Source organism: Accumulibacter sp., from assembly GCF_032229525.1.
Lineage (GTDB): Bacteria > Pseudomonadota > Gammaproteobacteria > Burkholderiales > Rhodocyclaceae > Accumulibacter.
In genome coordinates this window covers 13228-34159 of record NZ_JAVTWB010000136.1, presented here as the reverse complement: position 1 = coordinate 34159, position 20932 = coordinate 13228, and the positions used below count along the sequence as shown (strand labels likewise).

The 20932-nt window shown below is 63.2% G+C and carries 14 protein-coding genes; 10 read left to right on the top strand and 4 right to left on the bottom strand.

All coding sequences use genetic code 11. The annotated features are described in order from the left end of the window. The first annotated feature begins 144 nt into the window (after nt 1-144). The 5 genes from RUW20_RS09730 to RUW20_RS09710 all read left to right on the top strand — a co-directional run bounded on the left by RUW20_RS09730 (nt 145) and on the right by RUW20_RS09710 (nt 7263). A complete protein-coding gene (locus RUW20_RS09730; RefSeq protein WP_313952006.1) occupies nt 145-1047 on the top strand; it encodes a LysR family transcriptional regulator in 903 nt (300 codons plus the stop codon). Further along, nucleotides 1047-2150 (top strand): alanine racemase, encoded by a 1104-nt coding sequence (gene alr / locus RUW20_RS09725; protein ID WP_313952005.1) that lies wholly within the window; start codon nt 1047-1049, stop codon nt 2148-2150. Before RUW20_RS09730 ends, alr begins: the two co-directional genes overlap by 1 nt. 2 nt (nt 2151-2152) lie before the next feature. After that, nucleotides 2153-3532 carry a DNA repair protein RadA gene (gene radA, locus RUW20_RS09720; RefSeq protein ID WP_409559339.1) on the top strand — a complete coding sequence of 460 codons (1380 nt, stop codon included), beginning with the start codon at nt 2153-2155 and terminating at the stop codon, nt 3530-3532. A 93-nt stretch (nt 3533-3625) separates the two neighbouring features. Continuing rightward, entirely contained in the window at nt 3626-6154 is a 2529-nt protein-coding gene (locus tag RUW20_RS09715; RefSeq protein ID WP_313952004.1) for an ABC transporter permease, read from the top strand. A gap of 134 nt (nt 6155-6288) precedes the next feature. After that, nucleotides 6289-7263 carry a histidine phosphatase family protein gene (locus RUW20_RS09710; RefSeq protein ID WP_313952003.1) on the top strand — a complete coding sequence of 325 codons (975 nt, stop codon included), beginning with the start codon at nt 6289-6291 and terminating at the stop codon, nt 7261-7263. Nucleotides 7264-7368: 105 nt separating this feature from the next. Here the strand turns inward: RUW20_RS09710 and RUW20_RS09705 are convergent, their stop codons facing one another. The 3 genes from RUW20_RS09705 to RUW20_RS09695 all read right to left on the bottom strand — a co-directional run bounded on the left by RUW20_RS09705 (nt 7369) and on the right by RUW20_RS09695 (nt 10025). Continuing rightward, on the bottom strand, nt 7369-7527 hold the full coding sequence (locus tag RUW20_RS09705) for a hypothetical protein (RefSeq protein WP_313952002.1): 159 nt from the start codon (nt 7525-7527) through the stop codon (nt 7369-7371). Between the two features lie 168 nt (nt 7528-7695). Then, nucleotides 7696-8868, bottom strand: a complete 1173-nt coding sequence (locus RUW20_RS09700) for a phosphoglycerate dehydrogenase (protein WP_313952001.1) — start codon at nt 8866-8868, stop codon at nt 7696-7698. Nucleotides 8869-8909: 41 nt separating this feature from the next. Then, nucleotides 8910-10025 (bottom strand): phosphoserine transaminase, encoded by a 1116-nt coding sequence (locus tag RUW20_RS09695; RefSeq protein WP_313952000.1) that lies wholly within the window; start codon nt 10023-10025, stop codon nt 8910-8912. A gap of 913 nt (nt 10026-10938) precedes the next feature. Here RUW20_RS09695 and RUW20_RS09690 point away from each other — a divergent pair. From RUW20_RS09690 to RUW20_RS09670, 5 genes are all read left to right on the top strand, one after another. Next, a complete protein-coding gene (locus tag RUW20_RS09690; RefSeq protein WP_313951999.1) occupies nt 10939-12576 on the top strand; it encodes a sensor histidine kinase in 1638 nt (545 codons plus the stop codon). Then, nucleotides 12573-14270 (top strand): ATP-binding protein, encoded by a 1698-nt coding sequence (locus RUW20_RS09685; RefSeq protein ID WP_313951998.1) that lies wholly within the window; start codon nt 12573-12575, stop codon nt 14268-14270. The genes RUW20_RS09690 and RUW20_RS09685 overlap by 4 nt, the downstream gene beginning before the upstream one ends. Then, nucleotides 14267-14713, top strand: a complete 447-nt coding sequence (locus RUW20_RS09680; protein WP_313951997.1) for a response regulator — start codon at nt 14267-14269, stop codon at nt 14711-14713. The genes RUW20_RS09685 and RUW20_RS09680 overlap by 4 nt, the downstream gene beginning before the upstream one ends. Before the next feature lie 694 nt (nt 14714-15407). Further along, nucleotides 15408-16730 carry a diguanylate cyclase domain-containing protein gene (locus RUW20_RS09675; protein WP_313951996.1) on the top strand — a complete coding sequence of 441 codons (1323 nt, stop codon included), beginning with the start codon at nt 15408-15410 and terminating at the stop codon, nt 16728-16730. A gap of 211 nt (nt 16731-16941) precedes the next feature. Next, a complete protein-coding gene (locus RUW20_RS09670) occupies nt 16942-19989 on the top strand; it encodes an EAL domain-containing protein (RefSeq protein WP_313951994.1) in 3048 nt (1015 codons plus the stop codon). 24 nt (nt 19990-20013) lie between these two features. Here RUW20_RS09670 and RUW20_RS09665 read toward each other — a convergent pair whose 3' ends face one another. Continuing rightward, nucleotides 20014-20916 carry a DMT family transporter gene (locus RUW20_RS09665; protein ID WP_313951993.1) on the bottom strand — a complete coding sequence of 301 codons (903 nt, stop codon included), beginning with the start codon at nt 20914-20916 and terminating at the stop codon, nt 20014-20016. Between the last annotated feature and the right edge of the window lie 16 nt (nt 20917-20932).

The following is a 20932-nucleotide window of genomic DNA, read 5'->3' as shown; positions in this document are numbered from 1 at the left end:
GATAAGCTGGGCTTATACCATGAAAGGCCGTAACTTGTTAGCAACGCCAGCCGTCACCGGGGGCGAGTCTGGCCTGTGTCTCGCTGTCCGCTGCCGTGGTTTTGTGTTTGAATATGAAGAGAAGTCGAAACAGGGAGAGGGCTGATGGCCGATCGTCGCTTGCAGGTGTTTCACGCCGTGGCCAAGCACCTATCATTCACCAAGGCTGGTGAGGCGCTGCACATGACCCAACCGGCGGTGACCTTTCAGATCAAGCAACTCGAAGAACGCTTCAATACCCGCCTTTTCGACCGTGGTGGCGGGCGCATCTCGCTCACCGCAGCCGGCGAACTGGTGCTCGACTACGCTGAGCGGATCCTGGGACTGTCGGCCGAACTCGACATCCGCGTCGCCGAGATGACCGGGCAGATGAGTGGCAGCCTGCTGGTTGGCGCGAGCACGACGATTGCCGAGTTCATGCTGCCGCCGATCCTCGGCGAGTTCAACGTGCGCTATCCGCAGGTTCGCGCCCGGCTGACGGTCGCCAACTCGGAGGTGATCAGCAACGCCATCGCCGCCCATACCCTCGACATCGGCCTGATCGAATCGCCGGTGAGCCAGCCAAACCTGCAATACGAGGTCTGCGGCGACGACGAATTGCAGGTGGTCTGCACACCGGATCATCCCCTGGCACGCCATGCCGAGATCGAGGCTCGCAGCCTGTTGGCGTATGACTTCATTGCCCGCGAACCCGGCTCGAGTACGCGGGAAGTCACCGACAGCTATTTGCGGGCCTGCGGCGTCGAGCCAGAACAACTCAGGGTGGTGATGGAGTTGTCCAGTCTGGAAGTGCTGAAGGGCGTGGTGGCCACCGGCCTGGGATTCTCCATCGTCTCGCGGGCGAGCTTCGAGAAGGAGCGCCAACTGGGGACTCTGGTTGCCGTCCCGCTGCGGCCGGCCCTGAAGCGGACCTTGTCGCTGGTCTATCCAAAGGAAAGATTCCGCTCGCAGGTGGTACTCAGCTTCGTCGAGTTCGCCAGGAACAAGCTCAAGGAGTTGTCTGCCTGATGCCGCGTCCGATCGAGGCCCGCATCGACCTGGCGGCGCTGCGTCACAACTATCTGGTCGCCAGGAAGCACGCTACCCGCCACGCGCGTGCGGCGAAGGCGTGGGCAGTGGTCAAAGCCAACGCCTACGGTCATGGCCTGCGGCGGGCTGCGCTTGCGCTGGGCGACGTTGCCGACGGTTTCGCACTGCTCGATCTCGAGGAGGCGATTACCCTGCGCGAGGCGGGCATCCGTCAGCCGATCCTGCTGCTCGAGGGCTTTTTCGAGGCGGCCGATCTGACCGTCTGCGCTGAGCGCGGGTTAACCGTCGTCGTGCATTGCCTCGAGCAACTGCAGATGTTGCGTCAGGCAGCCCTGCCGGTTCGCCTGCCGATCTATCTGAAGCTCAACAGCGGCATGCACCGGCTCGGCCTGACGGCCGAGCAGTTGCCAGCGGCCAGACGTGAACTCGCGGTGTCACCCTCCGTCGGCACGGTAACGCTGATGACGCACTTCGCCGAAGCAGACGGCGATGGCGGTCAGCGCTGCATCGCCTGGCAACTGGAACGTTTTGCGGAAATGACCGCCGGCTGGGCCGCGGCAGCGGCATTTCCGGTCTCGCTGGCCAACTCGGCTGCCATCCTGCGCTATCCGCAGACGGCCCATGACTGGGTGCGGCCCGGCATCATGCTCTATGGCGGCAGTCCGTTTGCCGACCAGGATGCGGCCAGCTTCGATCTGAAACCGGTGATGACGCTCGCCAGCCGGATCCTCGCAGTGCAGGAAATCGCCGTCGGCGAACGCGTCGGCTACGGAGGCACCTTTGTCGCGCAACGGCCGACCCGGGTCGGTATCGTTGCCTGCGGTTATGCCGACGGCTACCCCCGTCACGCGCCCGGTGGCACGCCGATCGTCGTTGCCGGCCGGCGAACGCAGACACTCGGTCGGGTGTCGATGGACATGCTGGCCTGTAATCTCACCGATCTGCCCGATGCCGGTGTGCATAGCCCGGTGGTGCTCTGGGGCGATGGCCTGCCCGCCGACGAGGTGGCGACTGCGGCGGGCACCATCAGCTATGAGCTGTTCTGTGCGCTGGCCCGCCGCGTGCCGGTGCGCGAAGTCTGAGCATGGCCAGGTCAGTGGGTACACCGAAGACCATTTTCTCGTGCACCGAGTGTGGTGCCAGTGCCGCCAAATGGCAGGGACAGTGCCCCGGCTGTGGCGTATGGAATACCCTGGTCGAAACCATTGCCGAAGCCCCTGCCGGTAGCCCGCAGCGACGTTTTGCAGCGCTGGGGGGTACTGCCGGTCTGCAGACGCTTTCGGAAATCGAAGCCCGCGAAGAAGACCGTTTGCCGACCGGAATCGGCGAGTTCGATCGCGCGCTGGGCGGTGGACTGGTGGCCGGCGGCGTCGTGCTGATCGGTGGCGACCCGGGGATCGGCAAGAGCACCTTGCTGCTGCAGGCGCTGGCGGCGCTCGCGCCAGCGCGCAATGTGCTCTACGTCAGCGGCGAAGAGTCGGGCCAGCAAATTGCGATGCGCGCCCGTCGTCTGTCGCTCGAGACGCGCGGGCTCCGCTTGCTCGCCGAGATCAACCTCGAGAAAATCCTCGCCACCCTGCAGCACGCGAAGCCGCAGGTGGCGGTGATCGACTCGATCCAGACCCTGTGGTCGGATCAGCTCAACTCCGCACCTGGCTCGGTCGCGCAGGTTCGCGAATGTGCGGCGCAACTGACCCGACTGGCCAAACAGACCGGAATCACGGTCATCCTGGTTGGCCATGTGACCAAGGAGGGCGCTTTGGCCGGGCCGCGGGTGCTCGAACATATCGTCGACACGGTGCTCTATTTCGAGGGCGACACGCACTCCAGCTTTCGCCTGATCCGCGCCGTCAAGAATCGCTACGGCGCGGTCAACGAGATCGGCGTCTTCGCCATGACCGACCGTGGCCTGAAAGGGGTGAGCAATCCCTCGGCGATCTTTCTCTCGCAGCATGGCCACGACGTTCCCGGTTCCTGCGTGCTGGTCACCCAGGAAGGCACGCGGCCGATGCTGGTCGAGATCCAGGCACTGGTCGATCAGGCGCACGGTAATCCTCGACGGCTGACGGTGGGTGTCGATGCGCAACGTTTGGCGATGCTGCTGGCGGTCCTGCATCGTCACGCCGGCGTGGTTTGCTTTGATCAGGACGTCTTCGTCAACGCCGTTGGCGGCGTCAAGATCGCCGAGCCTGCAGGCGATCTGGCGGTTCTCTTGGCGATAGTTTCGTCTCTAAAAAACAAAGCACTACCAGATAAACTTATTGTGTTTGGCGAAATTGGCCTGGCCGGCGAAATTCGCCCGGCGCCGCGCGGCCAGGAGCGTCTGCGTGAAGCCGCCAAGCTCGGGTTCACGCGCGCCCTGATTCCCGAAGCCAACCAGCCCCGGCAGAGTATCGCCGGCATCGAGGTGATCCCCGTGCGGCGGGTCGAAGAGGCGGTACAAGCCCTGCGAGACCTTGAGTAAGGCTTTCGGCAGGGCCGGGCCGGGCTCTTTTGCGTTGCCGCCGCGAAGCTTTTCTTCTTGTACCGTGGTCGGTCTACCCTGTACCTTCTGGCAATGAACTGGTGGTCCTTTTCCTGGCGGATGCTGCGCCGCGACGCGCGCGGCGGCGAGTTGCGCTTGCTGGCGGCGGCGCTGGTCGTTGCGGTGGCTGCGTTGACGGCCGTTGGCTTCTTTACCGACCGCGTGCGACAGGCACTCGAGCGGGAGTCGCACCAGCTACTCGGTGCCGATCTGCTGCTGGTGGCGGATCATCCATGGCCGGCGAGCTTTGCCGACGAGGCGCGCGCGCGCGGCTTGCAAGTGGCGGAGACGCAAACTTTCCCGAGCATGGTGATGCGCGGCGAGGGCGCCGACCTGCATGCCCAACTGGCCGAGGTCAAGGCCGTCAGTGCCGCTTATCCGCTGCGCGGCGCCTTGCGCATCGCGCCGGCGCGAAATATGCCGGATGAGCTTGCCGAAGGGATCCCCGCACGTGGCGCGATCTGGATCGACGAGCGTCTGGCGTCGACGCTGGCGGCAGGCGTTGGCGACCGGGTCACCGTCGGGCAGTCATCACTGCGCGTTGATGCCGTCCTGACCCTGGAACCGGATCGCGGCATCAATTTCTTCAGCGTCGCACCACGCCTACTGATGAATCTCGACGATCTGCCGGCAACGGCCTTGCTGCAGGTCGGCAGCCGAGTCGGCTATCGCCTTCTGCTGGCCGGCGATGCGCTGCTTGTCACGCGCTTTCAGCGCGACATCGAGCCGCGCCTGGCGCATGGCGAGCGCATAGAAGACGCGCAGAATGGCCGACCGGAGATCCGCACCGCACTCGACCGGGCGCAGAAATTCCTCGGTCTTTCGGCCTTGTTGACGGTGGTCCTGGCGGCGGTGGCCGTGGCGCTCGCCGCACGGCGCTATGCACAGCGCCACCTCGATCCCTGTGCGGTAATGCGCTGCCTCGGTGCGACGCAGGCTCTCCTGTTACGCCTCTATCTGGGGCAGTTTGCCGCGCTGGGTGTGCTCGCCGTCAGCCTTGGCTGCGCCCTGGGTTACCTTGCCCATTTCGTGTTGCACGCGTGGCTAGCGCAGTTGCTGGCGACGCCGCTGCCAGCGCCGGGTCTGCTGCCAGTGGTGCAGGGCGCGGCGGTGGGCATGCTCTTGCTCTTTGGTTTTGCCGTGCCGCCGCTGCTTCAGCTCAAGAGGGTGCCAACCCTGCGCGTCCTGCGTGGCGAACTGGGCACCCCGCAGGCCGGTTTGCTCGCTGGTTATCTGCTGGGCTTTTTGGCACTGGCCGGCCTGATGTTCTGGGTGGCCGGCGAGATCGCGCTGGGTGCGTACGTGGTGCTGGCCTTCAGTATCGCGCTGGTGGTGTTTTCGCTGATTGCTCGTCTGATGGTCAGGCTGGCGGCGGCCGCGCGTGGCGGCGCCGGCAGGAGCGGTGGCGTTGGCTGGCGCTACGGGCTGGCCAGCCTCGAACGACGAGCGGTCGCCAGCGTCGTTCAGATCGTTGCCCTCGCGCTGGGCTTCATGGCCCTGCTGCTACTGACGGTAACCCGAGGCGATCTGCTCGACGCCTGGCAGCGCGCCGTTCCGCCAGAGGCACCGAACCGCTTCGTGGTCAATATCCAGCCTGAACAGGTGGCGCCGGTTGGCGCGGCGCTGGCAGCGGAGGGCTTGTCGCCCGAGCTGGCGCCGATGGTTCGCGGCCGCCTGACCCGCATTAACGGCGTCGAGGTCAGCGCTGCCAGCTATACCGAGGAGCGGGCGCAGCACCTGATCGAACGCGAGTTCAATCTGTCGACGCGTGTCGACCTGCCCGCAGGCAACAGCGTCAGCGCCGGGCACTGGTTCTCGTCTGCCGATCTTGGCGGCGCAGGCACTGCCGGTGCGGCCTCGGTGGAAGCAGGGCTGGCGAAGACCCTTGGCCTGGCTGTCGGTGACCACATCGACTTCGTCGTTGCCGGCGAAAACATCGGCATGCAGGTCGTCGGTCTACGCAAAGTCGACTGGGACAATATGCAGGCGAACTTCTACGTGCTGACGCCACCGGCGGTCCTCCGGGGCTATCCGACAAGCTGGATTACCAGTTTCTACCTGTCGCCCGAGAAGGCCGAGTTCGCCAACCGCCTGGTTCGCGACTTTCCCAATCTGACGATCATCGATGTCGCTGCGATCCTGCGCCAGTTGCAGGCGATCATGGACCAGGTGGCGCAGGCAGTGCAGTTCATCTTCCTGTTCACGCTGGCCGCTGGCGTCATCGTCCTCTATGCGGCATTGGCTTCGGCGGCTCAGGAGCGTCGCTATGAACTGGCGGTGATGCGGGCGCTGGGTGCCCGTCGAGATCAGCTACGGCGGGCTTTGCTTGCCGAGTTCGCCGCGATCGGCGCGCTGTCTGGCCTGATCGCTGCGCTCGGTGCAATCGGCATTGGGCAGTTCCTGGCCCGCGAGGTTTTCCAATTTGAGGTGACAATCAATCTTTGGCTGGCGCCGGCGGCGGTGTTCTGTGGCGCGGCGCTGGTCACCGGCGCCGGATGGTTTGCCGCGTCCAGATTGCTGCACACCGCGCCGCTCGAGGCGCTACGGGGTGGCAGCGCCTAGCCGACGGGTGTTGCGGCAAACCCGGCTTTGGTTATCATAAGCACCTGCCAAGGGAATATTGCGAGCGTGACCCTATCCCGGCATCGCTCCGCGGGTTTGGCTCACCAGCTCTTGTGGGCGGGAGGATTCACGAAATGAAGAACAAGACTTTGCTGGTATTGCGGCACGGGAAATCGGACTGGACCACCGGCGAAGCGGACTTCGATCGCCCGCTGGTCAGTCGGGGTCGTCTGGGCAGCCGAAAAATGGGAGCCTGGATCAAGCACCGGAAGCGCTTGCCGGACGCCGTGCTCAGTTCGCCGGCCGAACGCGCACGAGCTACCACCGAGGCCGCCTGCAAGGCGATGGGCCTGCCGATGAAAAAAGTACGCTGGGACCAGCGCATCTATGCAGCTCCGCTGGACTATTTGTTGGCGGCACTGGCCGACTGCCCAAATGGCACCCGCCGCGTGATGCTGGTCGGACACAATCCGGGACTGGAAGATCTGATCGAGTTTCTGCTTGGCGGCAGTCTCGAAATTCCTGCCGATGGCAAGATCCTGCCGACATCGGCGCTGGCGGAACTGGAGTTGGCGCAGGACTGGCAGAAGCTGACGCGCGGTTGCGCAACGCTGATTTCGGTCACCCGGCCGGGCGAAGTGCCTGACGATCTGGCGGTCGAGGCGGCGACCGATAACGAGGACAAGGGTTCGGTGCCGGACTACTTTTTCACCCAGTCGGCTGTTTTGCCGTATCGCCGAATCAACGGCAAACTGCAGATCATGGTCATCGCCTCGCGCAAGGGCACTCGGTGGGTGATTCCCAAGGGCGTCAAGGAGCCGGAGCTGTCCTTGCGTGACTCGGCCAGCAAGGAGGCGCTGGAGGAGGCTGGGGTGCGCGGTCTGCTTGACGCTGAGCCGATCGGCCATTACGACTACCCAAAATGGGGCGGTATCTGCAATGTCGCCGTCTTTCCGATGGCAGTCAGCGAAAGCGTTGCCGAGGAACTGTGGGAGGAAAGCCATCGCGAACGGCGCTGGATCGAGCCGCAAAAAGCCCGGCGTCTGCTTGATGAATCGGCTTTGCGCAAGCTCATCGACAAGTTGGCAAGACGCTTGGGCAATGACTGAGTTTGGACAGCTATCCCGGGCCAGCGGATAGCTGTCCGCCGGCCATGGATTTCACCGCTCCGCGGTGGCGCGTCATGCGGGCGAGGCTGCAGGCCGCCAGTTGCGCTAGAATTCTGTTTTCTCGTGGGCCAAAGTACCTATCAATTCCAGGTAATCCCTCTGGTTTTGACGGATGACCAGGAAAAATACCAGCCCCAGGAGCACTACGAAGATCAGGATCGGCAACTCGTTCCAACTGAGACTTTCGAGCAGGTGGAGGTTCATGTTTTTCCCATTCATCGAGGGTTCAATTACCGGGCGGCGCCTTCTTGCCTGCAAGCTCCTCGTCGTTTGACTCACATCGGACGGCCACGTTCTCCGGTCAGGGGACGCCAGATCTCTTTCGCCCGGCTACTGGGAGGGTGGTGGGCGACCCGCGAAGGGTCGCCATTGTCAGATCACCCGCACCCGAATCACGTGCTCTACAGCGCTGATCGCGTCAACCACTTCGGCGCAAGGCACTTTGTCGACGTCCACGATGTTGAAAGCCAGCTCGGCACGGCTCTTGTTCATCATGTCGACCACGTTGACTTTCTTGTCGGCCAGTACTGAGAGAACCTGGCCGAGCACTCCGGAAACGTTGTCGTTAGAAAAAGTGATCCGCGACGTGCCCGGGCTGCGCTCCATGCCGAGCGTCGGGAAGTTGACCGAATTGACGATGTTGCCGCTCTCCAGATAGCCGATCAGTTGATTGGCGGCCATCACCGCGCAGTTTTCCTCCGATTCCTCGGTGCTGGCGCCGATGTGCGGCATGGCAATGATCTTCTCGTGCCCTAACAGCGCGGGCTCCGGGAAGTCGCAGACGTATTTCCCCAGCCTGCCGGCTTCGAGACTTTGCAGAATGGCGGCCGAGTCAACGATCGCGTCGCGAGCGAAGTTGAGCAACACCGCGCCTGGCTTGATCACCGCCAGGGTGTCGCTGTTGATCATGTGGCGCGTCGCTTCGATCGACGGCACGTGCAAGGAGATGTAGTCGGCGCGGGCGAGCAGTGCCTGCAGGTTCTCCATGCGGCTGACCTCGTTCGACAGACGCCAGGCAGCATCGATCGATAACACCGGGTCGAAGCCGACGACTTTCATGCCCATCGCCAGCGCCATCTCGGCGACCATCGAACCGATCGCGCCGAGGCCGACGATGCCGAGGGTCTTGCCGCGGAGCTCGTTGCCGGCAAAGCGCGATTTCTCTTTCTCCACGCGCGGTGACATTTCCGCCGGATCCTTGAGGTCAGCCAGCGACTGCACGAAGTTCATGCTGGCGACGATCCCGCGCGCGCTCAGCAACATGCCGGCCATCACCAGTTCCTTGACCGCGTTGGCATTCGCACCCGGGGTGTTGAAGACGACGATGCCTTGCTTGCCGTACTCGGCCACCGGGACGTTGTTTACGCCAGCACCAGCGCGGGCTACGGCCAGCAAGGACGCGGGTATGTCAATCCCGTGCAGCTTCTGGCTGCGCAGAAGGAAGGCGTCGGGATGGGCGATATCGCTACCGACTTCGTAGGCTTGACGCGGGAAGCAATCGAGGCCGGCGACCGCGATCTGATTGTAGGTTCTTACCTTGTACATGGAGATGTCGCTCAAATAGGGGGTGGAAGGAGGTTGCGCGATCAGCTATTGACCTGCGCATAGGCCCAGGCCAGCCATGGCATCAGGGCCTGCAGATCGGCAGCCTCGACAGTCGCGCCACACCAGATGCGGATACCGGCCGGGGCGTCCTTGTAGGAGCCGATGTCAAAAGCCACGCCTTCGCTGTCGAGCAGTTTGACCATTTTCTTGACCTTGTCGGCATCGAGTTCAAGACTCAGGCAGACGCTGGTATTCGAGCGCGTCGCCGGGTCCTTGGCCAGGAAAGCAATCCACTCATTGGCGGCGACAAAATCGGCGATCACGGCCAGATTGGCTTCGCTGCGCGCGATCGCTGCCTTGACGCCGCCGATGGAGTCTACCCACTGCAAGGCGTCGAGATAGTCTGCAACGCACAACATCGATGGCGTGTTGATCGTTTCGCCGCGGAAAATGCCTTCGATGAGCTTGCCGCCCGAGGTCAGCCGGAAGACCTTGGGCATTGGCCACGGGGGGCTGTAACTCTCGAGGCGGGCGACGGCGCGAGGACCGAGGATGAGCATGCCGTGAGCACCTTCGCCGCCGAGCACTTTCTGCCAGGAAAAGGTCACCACGTCGAGCTTGTCCCACGGCAGGTCCATGGCAAAAACGGCAGAGGTCGCGTCGCAGATCGTCAGGCCGGCACGGTCGGCCGGGATCCAGTTACCGTCCGGTACCTTGACGCCGGAGGTGGTGCCATTCCAGGTAAACACCACGTCGTTGGCAAAGTTGACCTGCGACAGATCGACAATGTCGCCGTAATCGGCCTTGAGCGTGTTGACATCGGAAAGTTTCAGTTGCTTGACCACGTCAGTGACCCAGCCCGAACCAAAAGATTCCCAGGCCAGCACGTCGACGCCGCGGGCACCGAGCAGCGACCACAGCGCCATCTCCACCGCGCCGGTATCCGAACCCGGAACGACGCCGGCGCGGTAGCCTTCCGGCAGGCCGAGGATGCGCGCCGTCTCCGAACACGCCAGCGCCAGTACTTTCTTGCCGAGCGCCGAACGATGCGAGCGGCCGAGGGTGTCGAGTTGCAGGGTCTTGACGTCGTAGCCCGGGCGTTTGCTGCACGGTCCAGACGAAAAATTGGGATTCTTGGTTTTTGCTGTGGGTTGCATGATCGCCTCGGTCGGGGAGCAAGAAAACGCCGGCTGTGGCGTTCCCGGAGGTCCGCCGGAGCATGCGTCGATGAAGAGCGAGATTGTAACAGAGTGCGTTTTCTCGGACAGCACGCGGACAGCCGTCTTGGCACTGGCGAGAGCCGTCTTCAGACGCCTTCGGGCTGTGGTTCCACGGCGCCGGGCGGTCGCCACGAGGGTCTTGTCGATGACGCCAGGAGCAGGCGTCCATCAAGCGCACTGCTTTTGCGGCGGTGCTCACGCTGGCGCGTCAGCAACATCACAAAGCACTGCAAGGATAAGATGTAACAGGCGGTATTAATGTATTTGTACACCGCAAGTGCGGGGCCTTGAAGGAGCCTGGGGCATCAGGTCATGGGCAGCGGATGGCGGCACGATTCGTCGCCCGGGCGTTCCAAGCTCCGCTGTTGTGAAGTCCCGTGCCACGCAACCACAGGGCTAACAAAACACATGCAAAATACTCGCTACTACAAGGATAATTAAAATGAAATGTGGATTCGCGGCGGTCTGCTCTCGGTGGTGCCGTGAAAAAAATTGACTCCGAGCACATTACAGCCCTCAAGTCCTCCAATTTGCTGCCGTAATAGCCAATCAGGGGTCGTGCAATCCTGGCGCACGGCTTGACGATGCGCGCTGCCAGCCGGAGCGGTTCGCGCCGCCCCGGCGGAGCCGTTGACAGCCGCCGACAGCGACGAGCCGGGGGGCAGCCCGTGGAGCGAGAGGAGAAGCGGCCTATCAAAACGGTCACCAAAACAAGTGTGCGCTCCACCGGCGCCGACATCGCGGTCGCTGTCACGCGCCTTTACGCTGACCGACGCGGCGAACCCGACAGCGGTGCTTCTGCTGTCGCCTGGCTTCGCACGCCGGCGCACTTCGATCAGGAAGTTTGGCGATGAGCGATACGATCGACGATCCGGACCTGTTTTCGCTCATGCCTGCTGCCGGGCAGGTAGAAACGCTCGCTTCCGCCGCAGCCAAGCCGTGGAAGGTGTTGCTGGTGGACGACGAAGCGGACGTCCACGCCGTTCTCCGTCTGGCGCTGCACGATGTCGTCATCGAGGGCCGTGGGTTGCTGTTGCTCGACGCACTATCGGCGAAGGCGGCGAAGGTTGCGCTCGCCAGTCATCCTGACATCGCCCTGGTTCTGCTTGACGTGGTGATGGAAACCGATCGGGCAGGTCTCGACCTGGTGCGCTACATCCGCGATGAGTTGGCCAACCGTAGCGTGCAGATCGTCCTCATCACCGGACAACCGGGCTATGCACCGCAGCGGGAGGTCGTCAGCAAGTACCAGATCGACGGCTACCGGCACAAGTCGGAACTGAGTGCCGACCGGATCTTCGTTTCGGTATGCTCAGCGATCCGCACCCATCGCTTGATGCGCGAGCACGAGATGCTCCAGGACGACCTGCAGCAGAAGGTGACAGAACTCGATGACACCTTGCAGGTCCTTCGCGAGAGCGAGACCAAGCTGATCCGTGCGCAGTCTGTCGCGCATGTCGGGAGCTGGACCTATGAACTGGCAAGTGACGAAATTCGGCTGTCGGCGGAAACCTGCCGCATCTTTGGGCTGCCGGAAGGGACGACCGGCAGCTACCGGACCTATCTCTCTCGTGTCTATCCGGACGACCGCGGTGCCCTGGAACAAGCGTGGAAATCGGCTCTCAGCACAGGAGAACGTTTCGAACACGAGCACCGGATCAGGATCGGTGACGCGATTCGCCAAGTCCGTCAGCAGGCAGACCTGACCCGAGCCGCCGACGGCACGCCCTTGCGTAGCCTGGGCACCACACAGGACATTACCGAGCGCAAACAGGCGGAAGAGGAGCTCAAGCGTTCGAATGCCGAACTGGAACAGTTCAGTTACGCCATTTCGCACGATTTGCGCCAGCCTTTGCGGATGATCTCCAGCTATCTGCAACTGCTCGGCATGAGCCTTGGCGACCAGTTCGACGACGAGCAACGCGAGTACTTCAAGTTTGCCGTTGACGGCGCCAGCCGCCTTGACCGGATGCTCGTCGCCCTGCTCGAGTATTCGCGGGTCGGTCGTATGGGTGAGCCTCCGTCCTGGGTGGCAAGTCGGGCCATCGTTGACGAAGCGCTTCTCTTCCTGCAGCCGGCGATTGCCGAGGCGCAGGCGAAGATCAGCGTCCGCGGTCGCTGGCCGCGTGCTTGGGTTCGCCCGGATGAGATGCTGCGGCTGATCCAGAACCTGATTGCCAACGCTGCGAAATTCCGCGTGCCGGGAAGGCGACCAGAGATCAGCGTGTCCAGCAGGATAGCGGGCGGTCACTGGCACCTGACCATCGCTGACAACGGTGTCGGCATTCACCCAGGGCAACTTGGCCGCCTGTTTCAGGTGTTCCAGCGTTTGCAGAGCCGAGCCAGCTATGAGGGCAGTGGTGTCGGGCTGGCGCTTTGCCGCAAGATTGCCGAGCATCATGGTGGCCGAATCTGGGTCGAGTCGGCGGGTGAAGGGCAGGGTAGCAGCTTCCGCGTGTCCATGCCGCTGCCGCGGGAGGGTGCGTGACCAAGGAGTACGTTGATTCACTGGCGCCAGGCGACGGTGCAGCTGACTCGCGGCCAAATGGCCGCGGCGGGTTGCTCTCGCGGCCGGCGTATGTGGCAGCGATTGCCTTCGTGGTGGCGGCATCACTGGCCGCTGGTCTGATCTGGCGGCAGGAGCAGGATCGTCTTCGGGACGCCCGCAGCCTGGCCGCCGATCTGGCAGCAGAGCGCGCATACGATATACAGACCGGTATCGATCATGCGCTGACGGCGACCTATGCTTTGGCGGCGATGCTGCAGCAGGGCCGGGGAAAAATAGCGAACTTCGAGGTGACGGCGGGCCGACTGCTGCGCTATTACCCGGGAGCTGCCGCGCTGCAGCTCGCCCCCGATGGAATTGTCAGACAAATCGCTCCGTTGCAAGGTAACGAAAAGGCGATTGGTCACGACCTGCTACACGATCCGCAACGGGACAAGGCCGCGCTGCTCACCCGCGATCGTGGTCAGCTGTTGCTGGCGGGGCCGTTCGAGCTGGTTCAGGGTGGCCTGGCTGCGGCCGGCCGCTTGCCGGTCTTTCTTAAGGATGACCAGGGAGAAGAGGCATTCTGGGGCCTGGTGATCGTTCTGATCTCCTTCCCGGATGTCCTCACGCCAGCCAAACTAACGCAGCTGGTCGACCGTGGTTACGCCTACCAGTTGTCGCGCGTGCCACCTGGCAGCGACGAGAAGCAGGTGATCGCCGCCTCGTCCAAAGGTGACTTGATTGACCCCGTCGAACGAACGCTGCAAGTACCCAACGCGACCTGGACCTTACGCATTGCTCCGGCCAGGGGCTGGAACGATGGCGCCGGGCTGTGGTGGAAGTCGGCACTGGGGCTTCTCTTCAGTCTTTTGCTGGCGTGGCAGGCGGCGTGGCAAGCCGCCCTGATGGCCCGGGCGAGAGCCCATGAACGAACCCTCGAACTGCGTGTCGCGCAGCGAACGGCCGATCTGCAGCGCTTTGCCGAAGTCACCGCCCATCACTTGCGGGAGCCAGCGCGCCGGGTAGCCAGCTATGCCGGCCGCCTGCGCTGCCAACTGGCCGGCCGGCTGGAAGATGGCGAAGTGCAGCTGTCGCTCGACTTCATTGGTCAGCAGGCACGCCGATTGCAGGATCTGCTGCGTGATGTGGAACTTTACCTCGCAGCCGATCAAGCACGCGGCAAGGTCGAGCCGTGCGATGTCAAGCCGGCGTTGACCGCCTTGCTGGCGGCGCTCGCTGACCAGATTTCCGGGGCGGGTGCGACGGTCAGCGTGGGCGAGTTGCCCGCTGTTTTGGTCGACAGGCCTCGCCTGGTCGACCTGTTCAGGGTCGCGCTGGAGAACGCCCTGCGGCATGGCTCCAGCGAACGGCCGCTACGCATCGATATCAGCGGCGAGCGGCTGGGCGGATTTGTCCGCTACCACGTCAGCGACAACGGGCCAGGAATCGAGCTTGCCTATCGAGAGCGCGTATTCCGCGTTTTCGAGCGGCTGTCGTCGAGTAGTGCAGGGACCGGCGTCGGTCTGGCCATCTTGCGACGCATTACGGAAAGCGCTGGCGGTCGTACCTGGCTCGAAGCAAGCCCCGGTGGTGGCTGCCGGGTAGTCATTGAATTGCCGGCAGCCGAGCGTCCGACGCTAGCCGGCCAATCCACCTTCCCGGCCGCGACGACGCTGGGGAAAGCGAGACCATGAGCAAGCATTTGCAGCCTTTCGTGATTCTGCTGGCCGAGGACGAACCGGCCGATGCACATCTGGTCAAGCTGGCATTGAGCGAAAATCGGATCGACGCCGTGGTGCAACACCTGGTCGACGGCCGCGAGGCGCTCGAGTACCTGCGGCGTCAGGGCGAGCGCTTTGCCACCGCCATTCGTCCCGACCTGATCCTGCTCGACCTCAATATGCCACGCATGGATGGCCGGGAATTTCTGCTGGCGATCAAACAGGACCCGGCGCTACGTGATATCCCGGTAGTCGTCCTGAGCACCTCCGAAGTGGATCGTGACGTGCGCGATGCTTACCGGCTCGGGGCAGCCGGCTTTATCTCGAAACCGCTGGACGTCACCGAATTCATCGCCGAGATCCGTCAACTGACGGACTACTGGCTGTCTCTGGTAAGGTTGCCTGAATACCGCTGAGTGACCAGAGATGGAAGCGCCACCACACCGGCTGCTGCGTCCTGATCGTCTGGGACGAAGGCGGCCATCCCCGGCTGTCGGTGCTGACGTGGCCCGGAAAGGCCTGCACTATCGACGCTTGCGACGCCTTGCGGCAGCCATCGCGTCAGCCGCCGCACCCTTCGCGTGCGGCCGCATGCCCGGTCATGATTCTGCTCGACCTCTCGCTTCCCGATGCGAGTGGTTTCGACTTTCTTGCGCTGGTGAAGCACGACGAGAATCTGAGTACCACTGCGGTCGTCGTCATTTCGCGACCGCTCACAGCCGATGTGCACGCGGCATGCCGGATCGCGCCGCAGCGTACCTGCACAGACCTGCGGATTGGCAGTCACGCACCAGGATTGTGCGCCCTGGCGGGCGCGTCCGGGTTCAAACTGGTACGATCAGCGGACGACAGTCGGCGGGGCCCCGCACCGAATGAGCTCAGAATGACCTCAGTTGGCGGGAAACCAGCGGCGCGAGCGCGCGACCATCGTCTCACGAGTGGGCCGAACAGGCATTCTCGACGGCAATCTGCGATGGTGCATCCTGTAATTTCTCGCGAAACGCCTGCTTTGGCTGCAGAATAGTCAGCAGGCACCGAAGATGGTTAGTGCTTGCCAAGCGTGTGACAGGGGGCCGGCAAGTCATCCGAAGACGCGATGGAGAATAGTGCATGAACAACTCGATCCGACAGCGACTTTCGATTCTGGTGATCGAGGACGATCCGGGCGATGTGGGCCTGATCCGGACGAATGTTCGCCTGGCCGGCCTACGGCGAATGGGCGAGACGGATCCCGTGGTCGTGGCGCCAACCCTGGCCAAGGGGCTGCTTGCTGCCACCACAAGCAAACCCGACGTGGTGCTGCTCGACCTGTCGCTGCCCGATTCGGCCGGCATCGCCACGGTGGAAGCGATGCGTGCCGTGCTGCCCGATGTGCCGATCATCGTCCTCACCGGTCGGGACGACCATCAGCTTGCCGAGGCAGCTCTGCATGCCGGTGCGCAAGACTATCTGCTCAAGGGGCAACTGTTTCAGCAAGATGCGCTTGGTCGGGCGATACGCCATGCGCTGGTTCGCCAGAAGCTCGAGTCGCGCCTGCGCCTGTTCGAGGCGGCGCTGAGTTCAGTGGGCAATGGTATCGTTGTTACCGACGTCGGTGCCGCGATCGAATGGGTCAATCCAGCGTTTACAAGGATAACCGGCTTTGAGTTGTCGGAAGTCCTGGGGCGCAATCCGGGTGAAGTGCTCAACTCCGGGCAGCAGGACCGGCGCTTCTACGAGAACATGTGGGAGACCATTCTGGCTGGCCGGGTGTGGAGCGGTGAGCTGGTCAACCGACGCCGCGACGGTAGCCTGTTCGATGCGGCACTGACCATCTCCCCGGTGACCGACGTCGACGGGCGGATTCAGCACTTTGTCGCCGTCCAGGAGGACATCTCCGAGCGCAAGGCCAGCGAAGAGCGCGTCCAGCACCTTGCCCATCATGACCAACTGACCGACCTGCCCAACCGCATGCTGCTCAGCGACCGCTTGTTCCAGTCTCTGGCGCAGGTGCGTCGAGAGCGAGGGACCCTGGCGGTGATGTTTCTCGATCTGGACAACTTCAAACCGGTCAACGATTCCCTCGGGCACGACATTGGCGATTTGTTGCTCAAGGAGGTGTCGCTTCGCCTGCGTGGCTGCGCGCCCAGGAGTTCGGACACGGTTGCTCGCCTGGGTGGTGACGAGTTCGTGATCCTTCTGGCACAGATCGACAAGGCGGCCGATGCCGTGATGGTGGCTGGCAAGGTCCTTGCCACGATCAATCGCCCCTTCATCATCGGGCCGCACCAGATCGATATCTCGACCAGTATCGGCATCGCCGTCTATCCGCAGCACGGTGAGGACGTCGCGCTGCTGTTGAAGAACGCCGATACCGCCATGTACCACGCCAAGAAGGCGGGCCGCAACTGCTACCGGTTTTTCCGGGAGCTCACGGAAACCGCAGGAGCCTGACTTGGCGGACTCCCCGCGGCAGGCGGCCAGCCCTGGCAAGCAGAACGCCGCATTGGGAACCGACAGCCAGCGATTACGGCGGGAATCACCTGACCGTAGGGGGCTTTTCCACGGTCGCGTCCGAGGCGCTTGCGCCAATCCCGCGGAGTTATCGCCGCTGGCTGGCGACTCGGCGGAGTTGAGCAGCAAGGGCCGGCGCCGGGCATCTGCCATGAACGGCGAAGAGCCGCCTGAAACAGACGAGGCGGCGTCACTGGCGATGGAGCAAGGCGACCCGCCGCGTTTCCGCTCACCTTCTCTGGCGTTTCTCAAGTACACCGCCTGGGCGATGTTGATCACGGCCATTGGTGCGCTGGTGATCATTTTCCTCAGACTGCCCGATCAACCGTGGCGGACGGCCGGCCCGGCAGCCATGATACTGGTGGCGGTGACCGCCTTGCGCCTGTTGGCGAGTGACCGCGTAGCAACGTCCCTGGCGGTGCTGGTCTGGGGAACGTGGTTGGTAGCGACCGGGATTTCGACCTTCTTCGGGGGCGTGCGGGGGCTGCCGATCATCGTCTACCCCTTGCTGATCCTTACCGGCGGCTGGCTGCTTGGCACGCGCACGGCGATCGTTCTTGCGGCGCTGACGGTGGCCGCAATTCTCGGCTTCGCGGCTGCGGATTTCTGGGCTTTGCTACCTCCACGACCACCCACGCCGGCGCTGATGTATGCCCTGGTAGAGATCGCCTGCGTCATCGTCGCTTGGCTCTTGATCACTTTCCTGGTGCGCTCGTACCAGGAGCGGATCACCGATCTGCGCCACTTGCGCAGGAATCTTGCGCAGCGCAGGAAAGAAGTTCGGGCTCGGGAAGCCGATCTCAACCGCGCGCAGGCGGTTGCCCATGTCGGCACCTGGTTCGTCGACCTGGTCAGCGGCAAGATTCAGATGTCGACCGAAACCTGCCGCATCTGTGGCGTTCCGGAAGGCAGCGAGGGTAGCGTCGGTGGCTTCCTGGCGCTGGTGCATGGCGATGATCGCAAGGCGCTGCTACGGGCCATTGACGCAGCGCTTGCCGGAGAGCCGTTCGATATCGAACTGCGCATCGTGGTCGGTAAATCGGTTCGCTGGATCGCGCAGCGTGCAGAGATGGAGTTCGACGAACGCGGGCGGCGGCTACGTGCCGTTGGCACCACCCAGGATATTACTGCCCGCAAGGAGCTGGAAGCCCGCCTCCAGGAACAGCGGGAGTTCTTCCGACTGATTCCCGAGTCCATCGGTGAGCACGTCGCAGTTCTCGACCTGGAGGGGCGGCGGCTGTACAACAGCCCTTCCTATGGGCAGCTGTTCGGCGAGGAGAGGCAACTGAAAGGCTCCGATTCGTTCGCCGATATCCATCCTGACGACCGCCAGCGGGTGAGCGAGGTGTTCAAGCAAACAGCGCGAACCGGCGTCGGTCAGGAAATCGAGTATCGCCTGCTGCGTCAGGATGGAAGCGTTCGCCTGATAGCATCGGCCGGAAAGGTGATCCACGACAGCAACGGTCAGGCGACCCGTGTGGTCGTCGTTTCGCAGGATATTACCGATAGAAAACAGGCGGAGCAGTGGGAGCGCATCGCCACCACCACCTTCGAGTGTCAGCAGGGGATGTTCATCACCGACGCCGATGGCATCATCTTGCGGATCAACCAGGCGTTCACCGAGATCACCGGCTACAGCGCCGACGAATGCGTCGGCCAGACGCCGAAACTGCTCCGTTCGGGACGCCACGACGCCGCTTTCTATGCGGCCATGCGCGCCAGTCTGGCGAGTGCGGGAACCTGGCAGGGTGAAATCTGGAACCGCCGCAAGAACGACGAGATCTACCCGGAATGGCTGACGATCTCCGCCGTCAAGGACAGCGAGGGCATGGTTACCCACTACGTGTCTACGCTGACCGACATCAGCATGCGCAAGGCGGCCCAGGAAGAGATCAGGCATCTGGCCTTCTACGACGCGCTGACCGGCCTGCCCAACCGCCGCTTGCTACATGACCGGCTGCGACTGGCGCTCGTGGCCAGCGCCCGCCGGGGGCGTCAGGGCGCTTTGCTGTTCATCGATCTCGACAACTTCAAGACGCTCAACGACACCCTCGGACACGATATGGGCGACCGCTTGCTGCAGCAGGTCGGCAAGCGGCTGGCTACTTGCGTGCGTGAACGCGATACCGTCGCCCGTCTGGGCGGCGACGAGTTCGTGGTGATGCTCGAAGATCTCGGCCGGCGACCAGAGGTGGCCGCGGCCCAGTGCCGCACCATCAGCAAGAAGATCCTCGCAGTGCTCAATCAACCCTACGACCTGGCCGGTCACGAGTATCACAACACGCCCAGCATCGGTATTGCCGTGTTTGGCGACGGCAAGGACGGTATCGACGAGCTGATGAAGCGGGCAGACCTGGCGATGTACGAGGCCAAAGGCGCCGGCCGCAATACCTTGCGCTTCTTCGATCCACAAATGGAGGCGGTGGTGACCGCACGGGCCAATCTCGAAAAGGATCTCCGCAAAGCGCTGCAGGAGAAACAGTTCATCCTCTTCTACCAGCCGCAAATCGACCGCGGTGGCCGCGTCATCGGCGCCGAGGCCCTGGTCCGCTGGCAGCACCAGGGGCGCGGCATGGTTTCACCCGCCGAGTTCATTCCCCTGGCCGAGGAAACCGGATTGATCCTGCCCTTGGGTCTGTGGGTGCTCGAAACGGCCTGTGTCCAGCTGGCAGTGTGGGCAGCGCGGCCCGGGCGAGAGGGGTTCACCGTTTCGGTCAATGTCAGCGCTCGTCAGTTTCTTCAGGCAAACTTTGTCGAGCAGGTGCTGACGGCCCTGTCCAGCAGCGGTGCGAACCCGCACAACCTCAAACTGGAACTGACCGAGAGCATGTTGCTCGACAACATCCAGGAAATGATCGCCAAGATGAGCGCCCTGAAAGACCACGGCGTCGGCTTCTCGCTGGACGATTTTGGCACCGGCTATTCGTCGCTGTCATACCTGAAGCGATTGCCGCTCGATCAGTTGAAGATCGACCAGAGCTTTGTGCGCGATTTGCTTACCGATCCCAATGACGAAGTGATCGCCCGTACGATCATCGCCCTGGCCAGTACACTCGGACTGTCGGTCATCGCCGAAGGGGTGGAAACCGTCGAACAGCGAGACGCGCTGGCGTCCCAGGGCTGCAACGCTTACCAGGGCTATCTGTTCAGCCAGCCGCTGCCGGTCGCCGAATTTGACTCGTTTCTGCAGACGCTTTAACGCACGCGGCTGTCGCAGTGGGGGTCAATGTCCTTCGCCACGTGCCGCCAGATAGATCCCGAACAGCAGCAGCACAAACCCTATGCCCTGCAAGAAAGCGAAGGACTCGCCGAAGAAGAGCCATGCCAGCGCTGCGCTGCCAACCGGCTCGCCCAAGGTCACCACGGCGATGAAGGTGGCGGAAACATGTCGCAACGACCAGTTGTACGAGGTATGACCCAGCAGCTGCGGGCCGACCGCCATGCCCAGTGCGATCAGGTAGGCGGCGTTGGCGTAACCCGTCAGCGCCGTGGCACTGGCCTGACAAGCGAAGAGCAGAAAGAGCGATGCACTGCCGTAGGCCAGCCAGACATAGGCCGGTAGGGGCAGATTGGCGCGCAGGCGGCGGCCGATCAGCAGGTAGGCGGAAAAACACCAGCTGCCGACGATGGCCAGGAAGTTGCCAAGTAACGGATCGCTGCCGGCAACGCTGCTCTGGCTGTCGCTCCAGAAAATCAGCAGGCTGCCGGACAGTGAAACGACGATACCGATGGCCATCAGGCGGCCCGGTTTCTCGCCGAAGAGCAGAAACGAGGCGATGCCGACCCACAGCAGGTTGGTGGTCACCAGCGCCGTGCTGCTGGCCACCGAGGTGTACTCGAGCGAACTGATCCAGGTAGCGAAATGCAGCGCCAGGAAAAAGCCGGCGCCGCAGGTCAGCAGGATCTGGCGGCCGCTCAGGGCGAGCAACACCCTTCCCGACTGCCAAAGCGCGAGCGGCGTGATGATCAACGCCGCCAGCCCAAGGCGCAGCGTGGCGATGGCCAGCGAGGGCAGGCCGTGCCCCTGCGCCAGGCGCGCCAGAATGGCGCCAAAGGAAATCGCCAGCAGCCCGATGCCGAGAATGACGAAGGGTAACCAGCGCGGCGGCGCCTCGCTTGTTGCCATGTTGTGCGCGACTGAC

Excerpts from the sequence above, each read along its gene's own strand:
- RUW20_RS09730 (WP_313952006.1), top strand. The coding sequence starts at position 145 with ATGGCCGATCGTCGCTTGCAGGTGTTTCACGCCGTGGCCAAGCACCTA.
- alr (WP_313952005.1), top strand. The coding sequence starts at position 1,047 with ATGCCGCGTCCGATCGAGGCCCGCATCGACCTGGCGGCGCTGCGTCAC.
- radA (WP_409559339.1), top strand. The coding sequence starts at position 2,153 with ATGGCCAGGTCAGTGGGTACACCGAAGACCATTTTCTCGTGCACCGAG.
- RUW20_RS09715 (WP_313952004.1), top strand. The coding sequence starts at position 3,626 with ATGAACTGGTGGTCCTTTTCCTGGCGGATGCTGCGCCGCGACGCGCGC.
- RUW20_RS09710 (WP_313952003.1), top strand. The coding sequence starts at position 6,289 with ATGAAGAACAAGACTTTGCTGGTATTGCGGCACGGGAAATCGGACTGG.
- RUW20_RS09705 (WP_313952002.1), bottom strand. The coding sequence starts at position 7,527 with ATGAACCTCCACCTGCTCGAAAGTCTCAGTTGGAACGAGTTGCCGATC.
- RUW20_RS09700 (WP_313952001.1), bottom strand. The coding sequence starts at position 8,868 with ATGTACAAGGTAAGAACCTACAATCAGATCGCGGTCGCCGGCCTCGAT.
- RUW20_RS09695 (WP_313952000.1), bottom strand. The coding sequence starts at position 10,025 with ATGCAACCCACAGCAAAAACCAAGAATCCCAATTTTTCGTCTGGACCG.
- RUW20_RS09690 (WP_313951999.1), top strand. The coding sequence starts at position 10,939 with ATGAGCGATACGATCGACGATCCGGACCTGTTTTCGCTCATGCCTGCT.
- RUW20_RS09680 (WP_313951997.1), top strand. The coding sequence starts at position 14,267 with ATGAGCAAGCATTTGCAGCCTTTCGTGATTCTGCTGGCCGAGGACGAA.
- RUW20_RS09675 (WP_313951996.1), top strand. The coding sequence starts at position 15,408 with ATGAACAACTCGATCCGACAGCGACTTTCGATTCTGGTGATCGAGGAC.
- RUW20_RS09670 (WP_313951994.1), top strand. The coding sequence starts at position 16,942 with ATGAACGGCGAAGAGCCGCCTGAAACAGACGAGGCGGCGTCACTGGCG.
- RUW20_RS09665 (WP_313951993.1), bottom strand. The coding sequence starts at position 20,916 with ATGGCAACAAGCGAGGCGCCGCCGCGCTGGTTACCCTTCGTCATTCTC.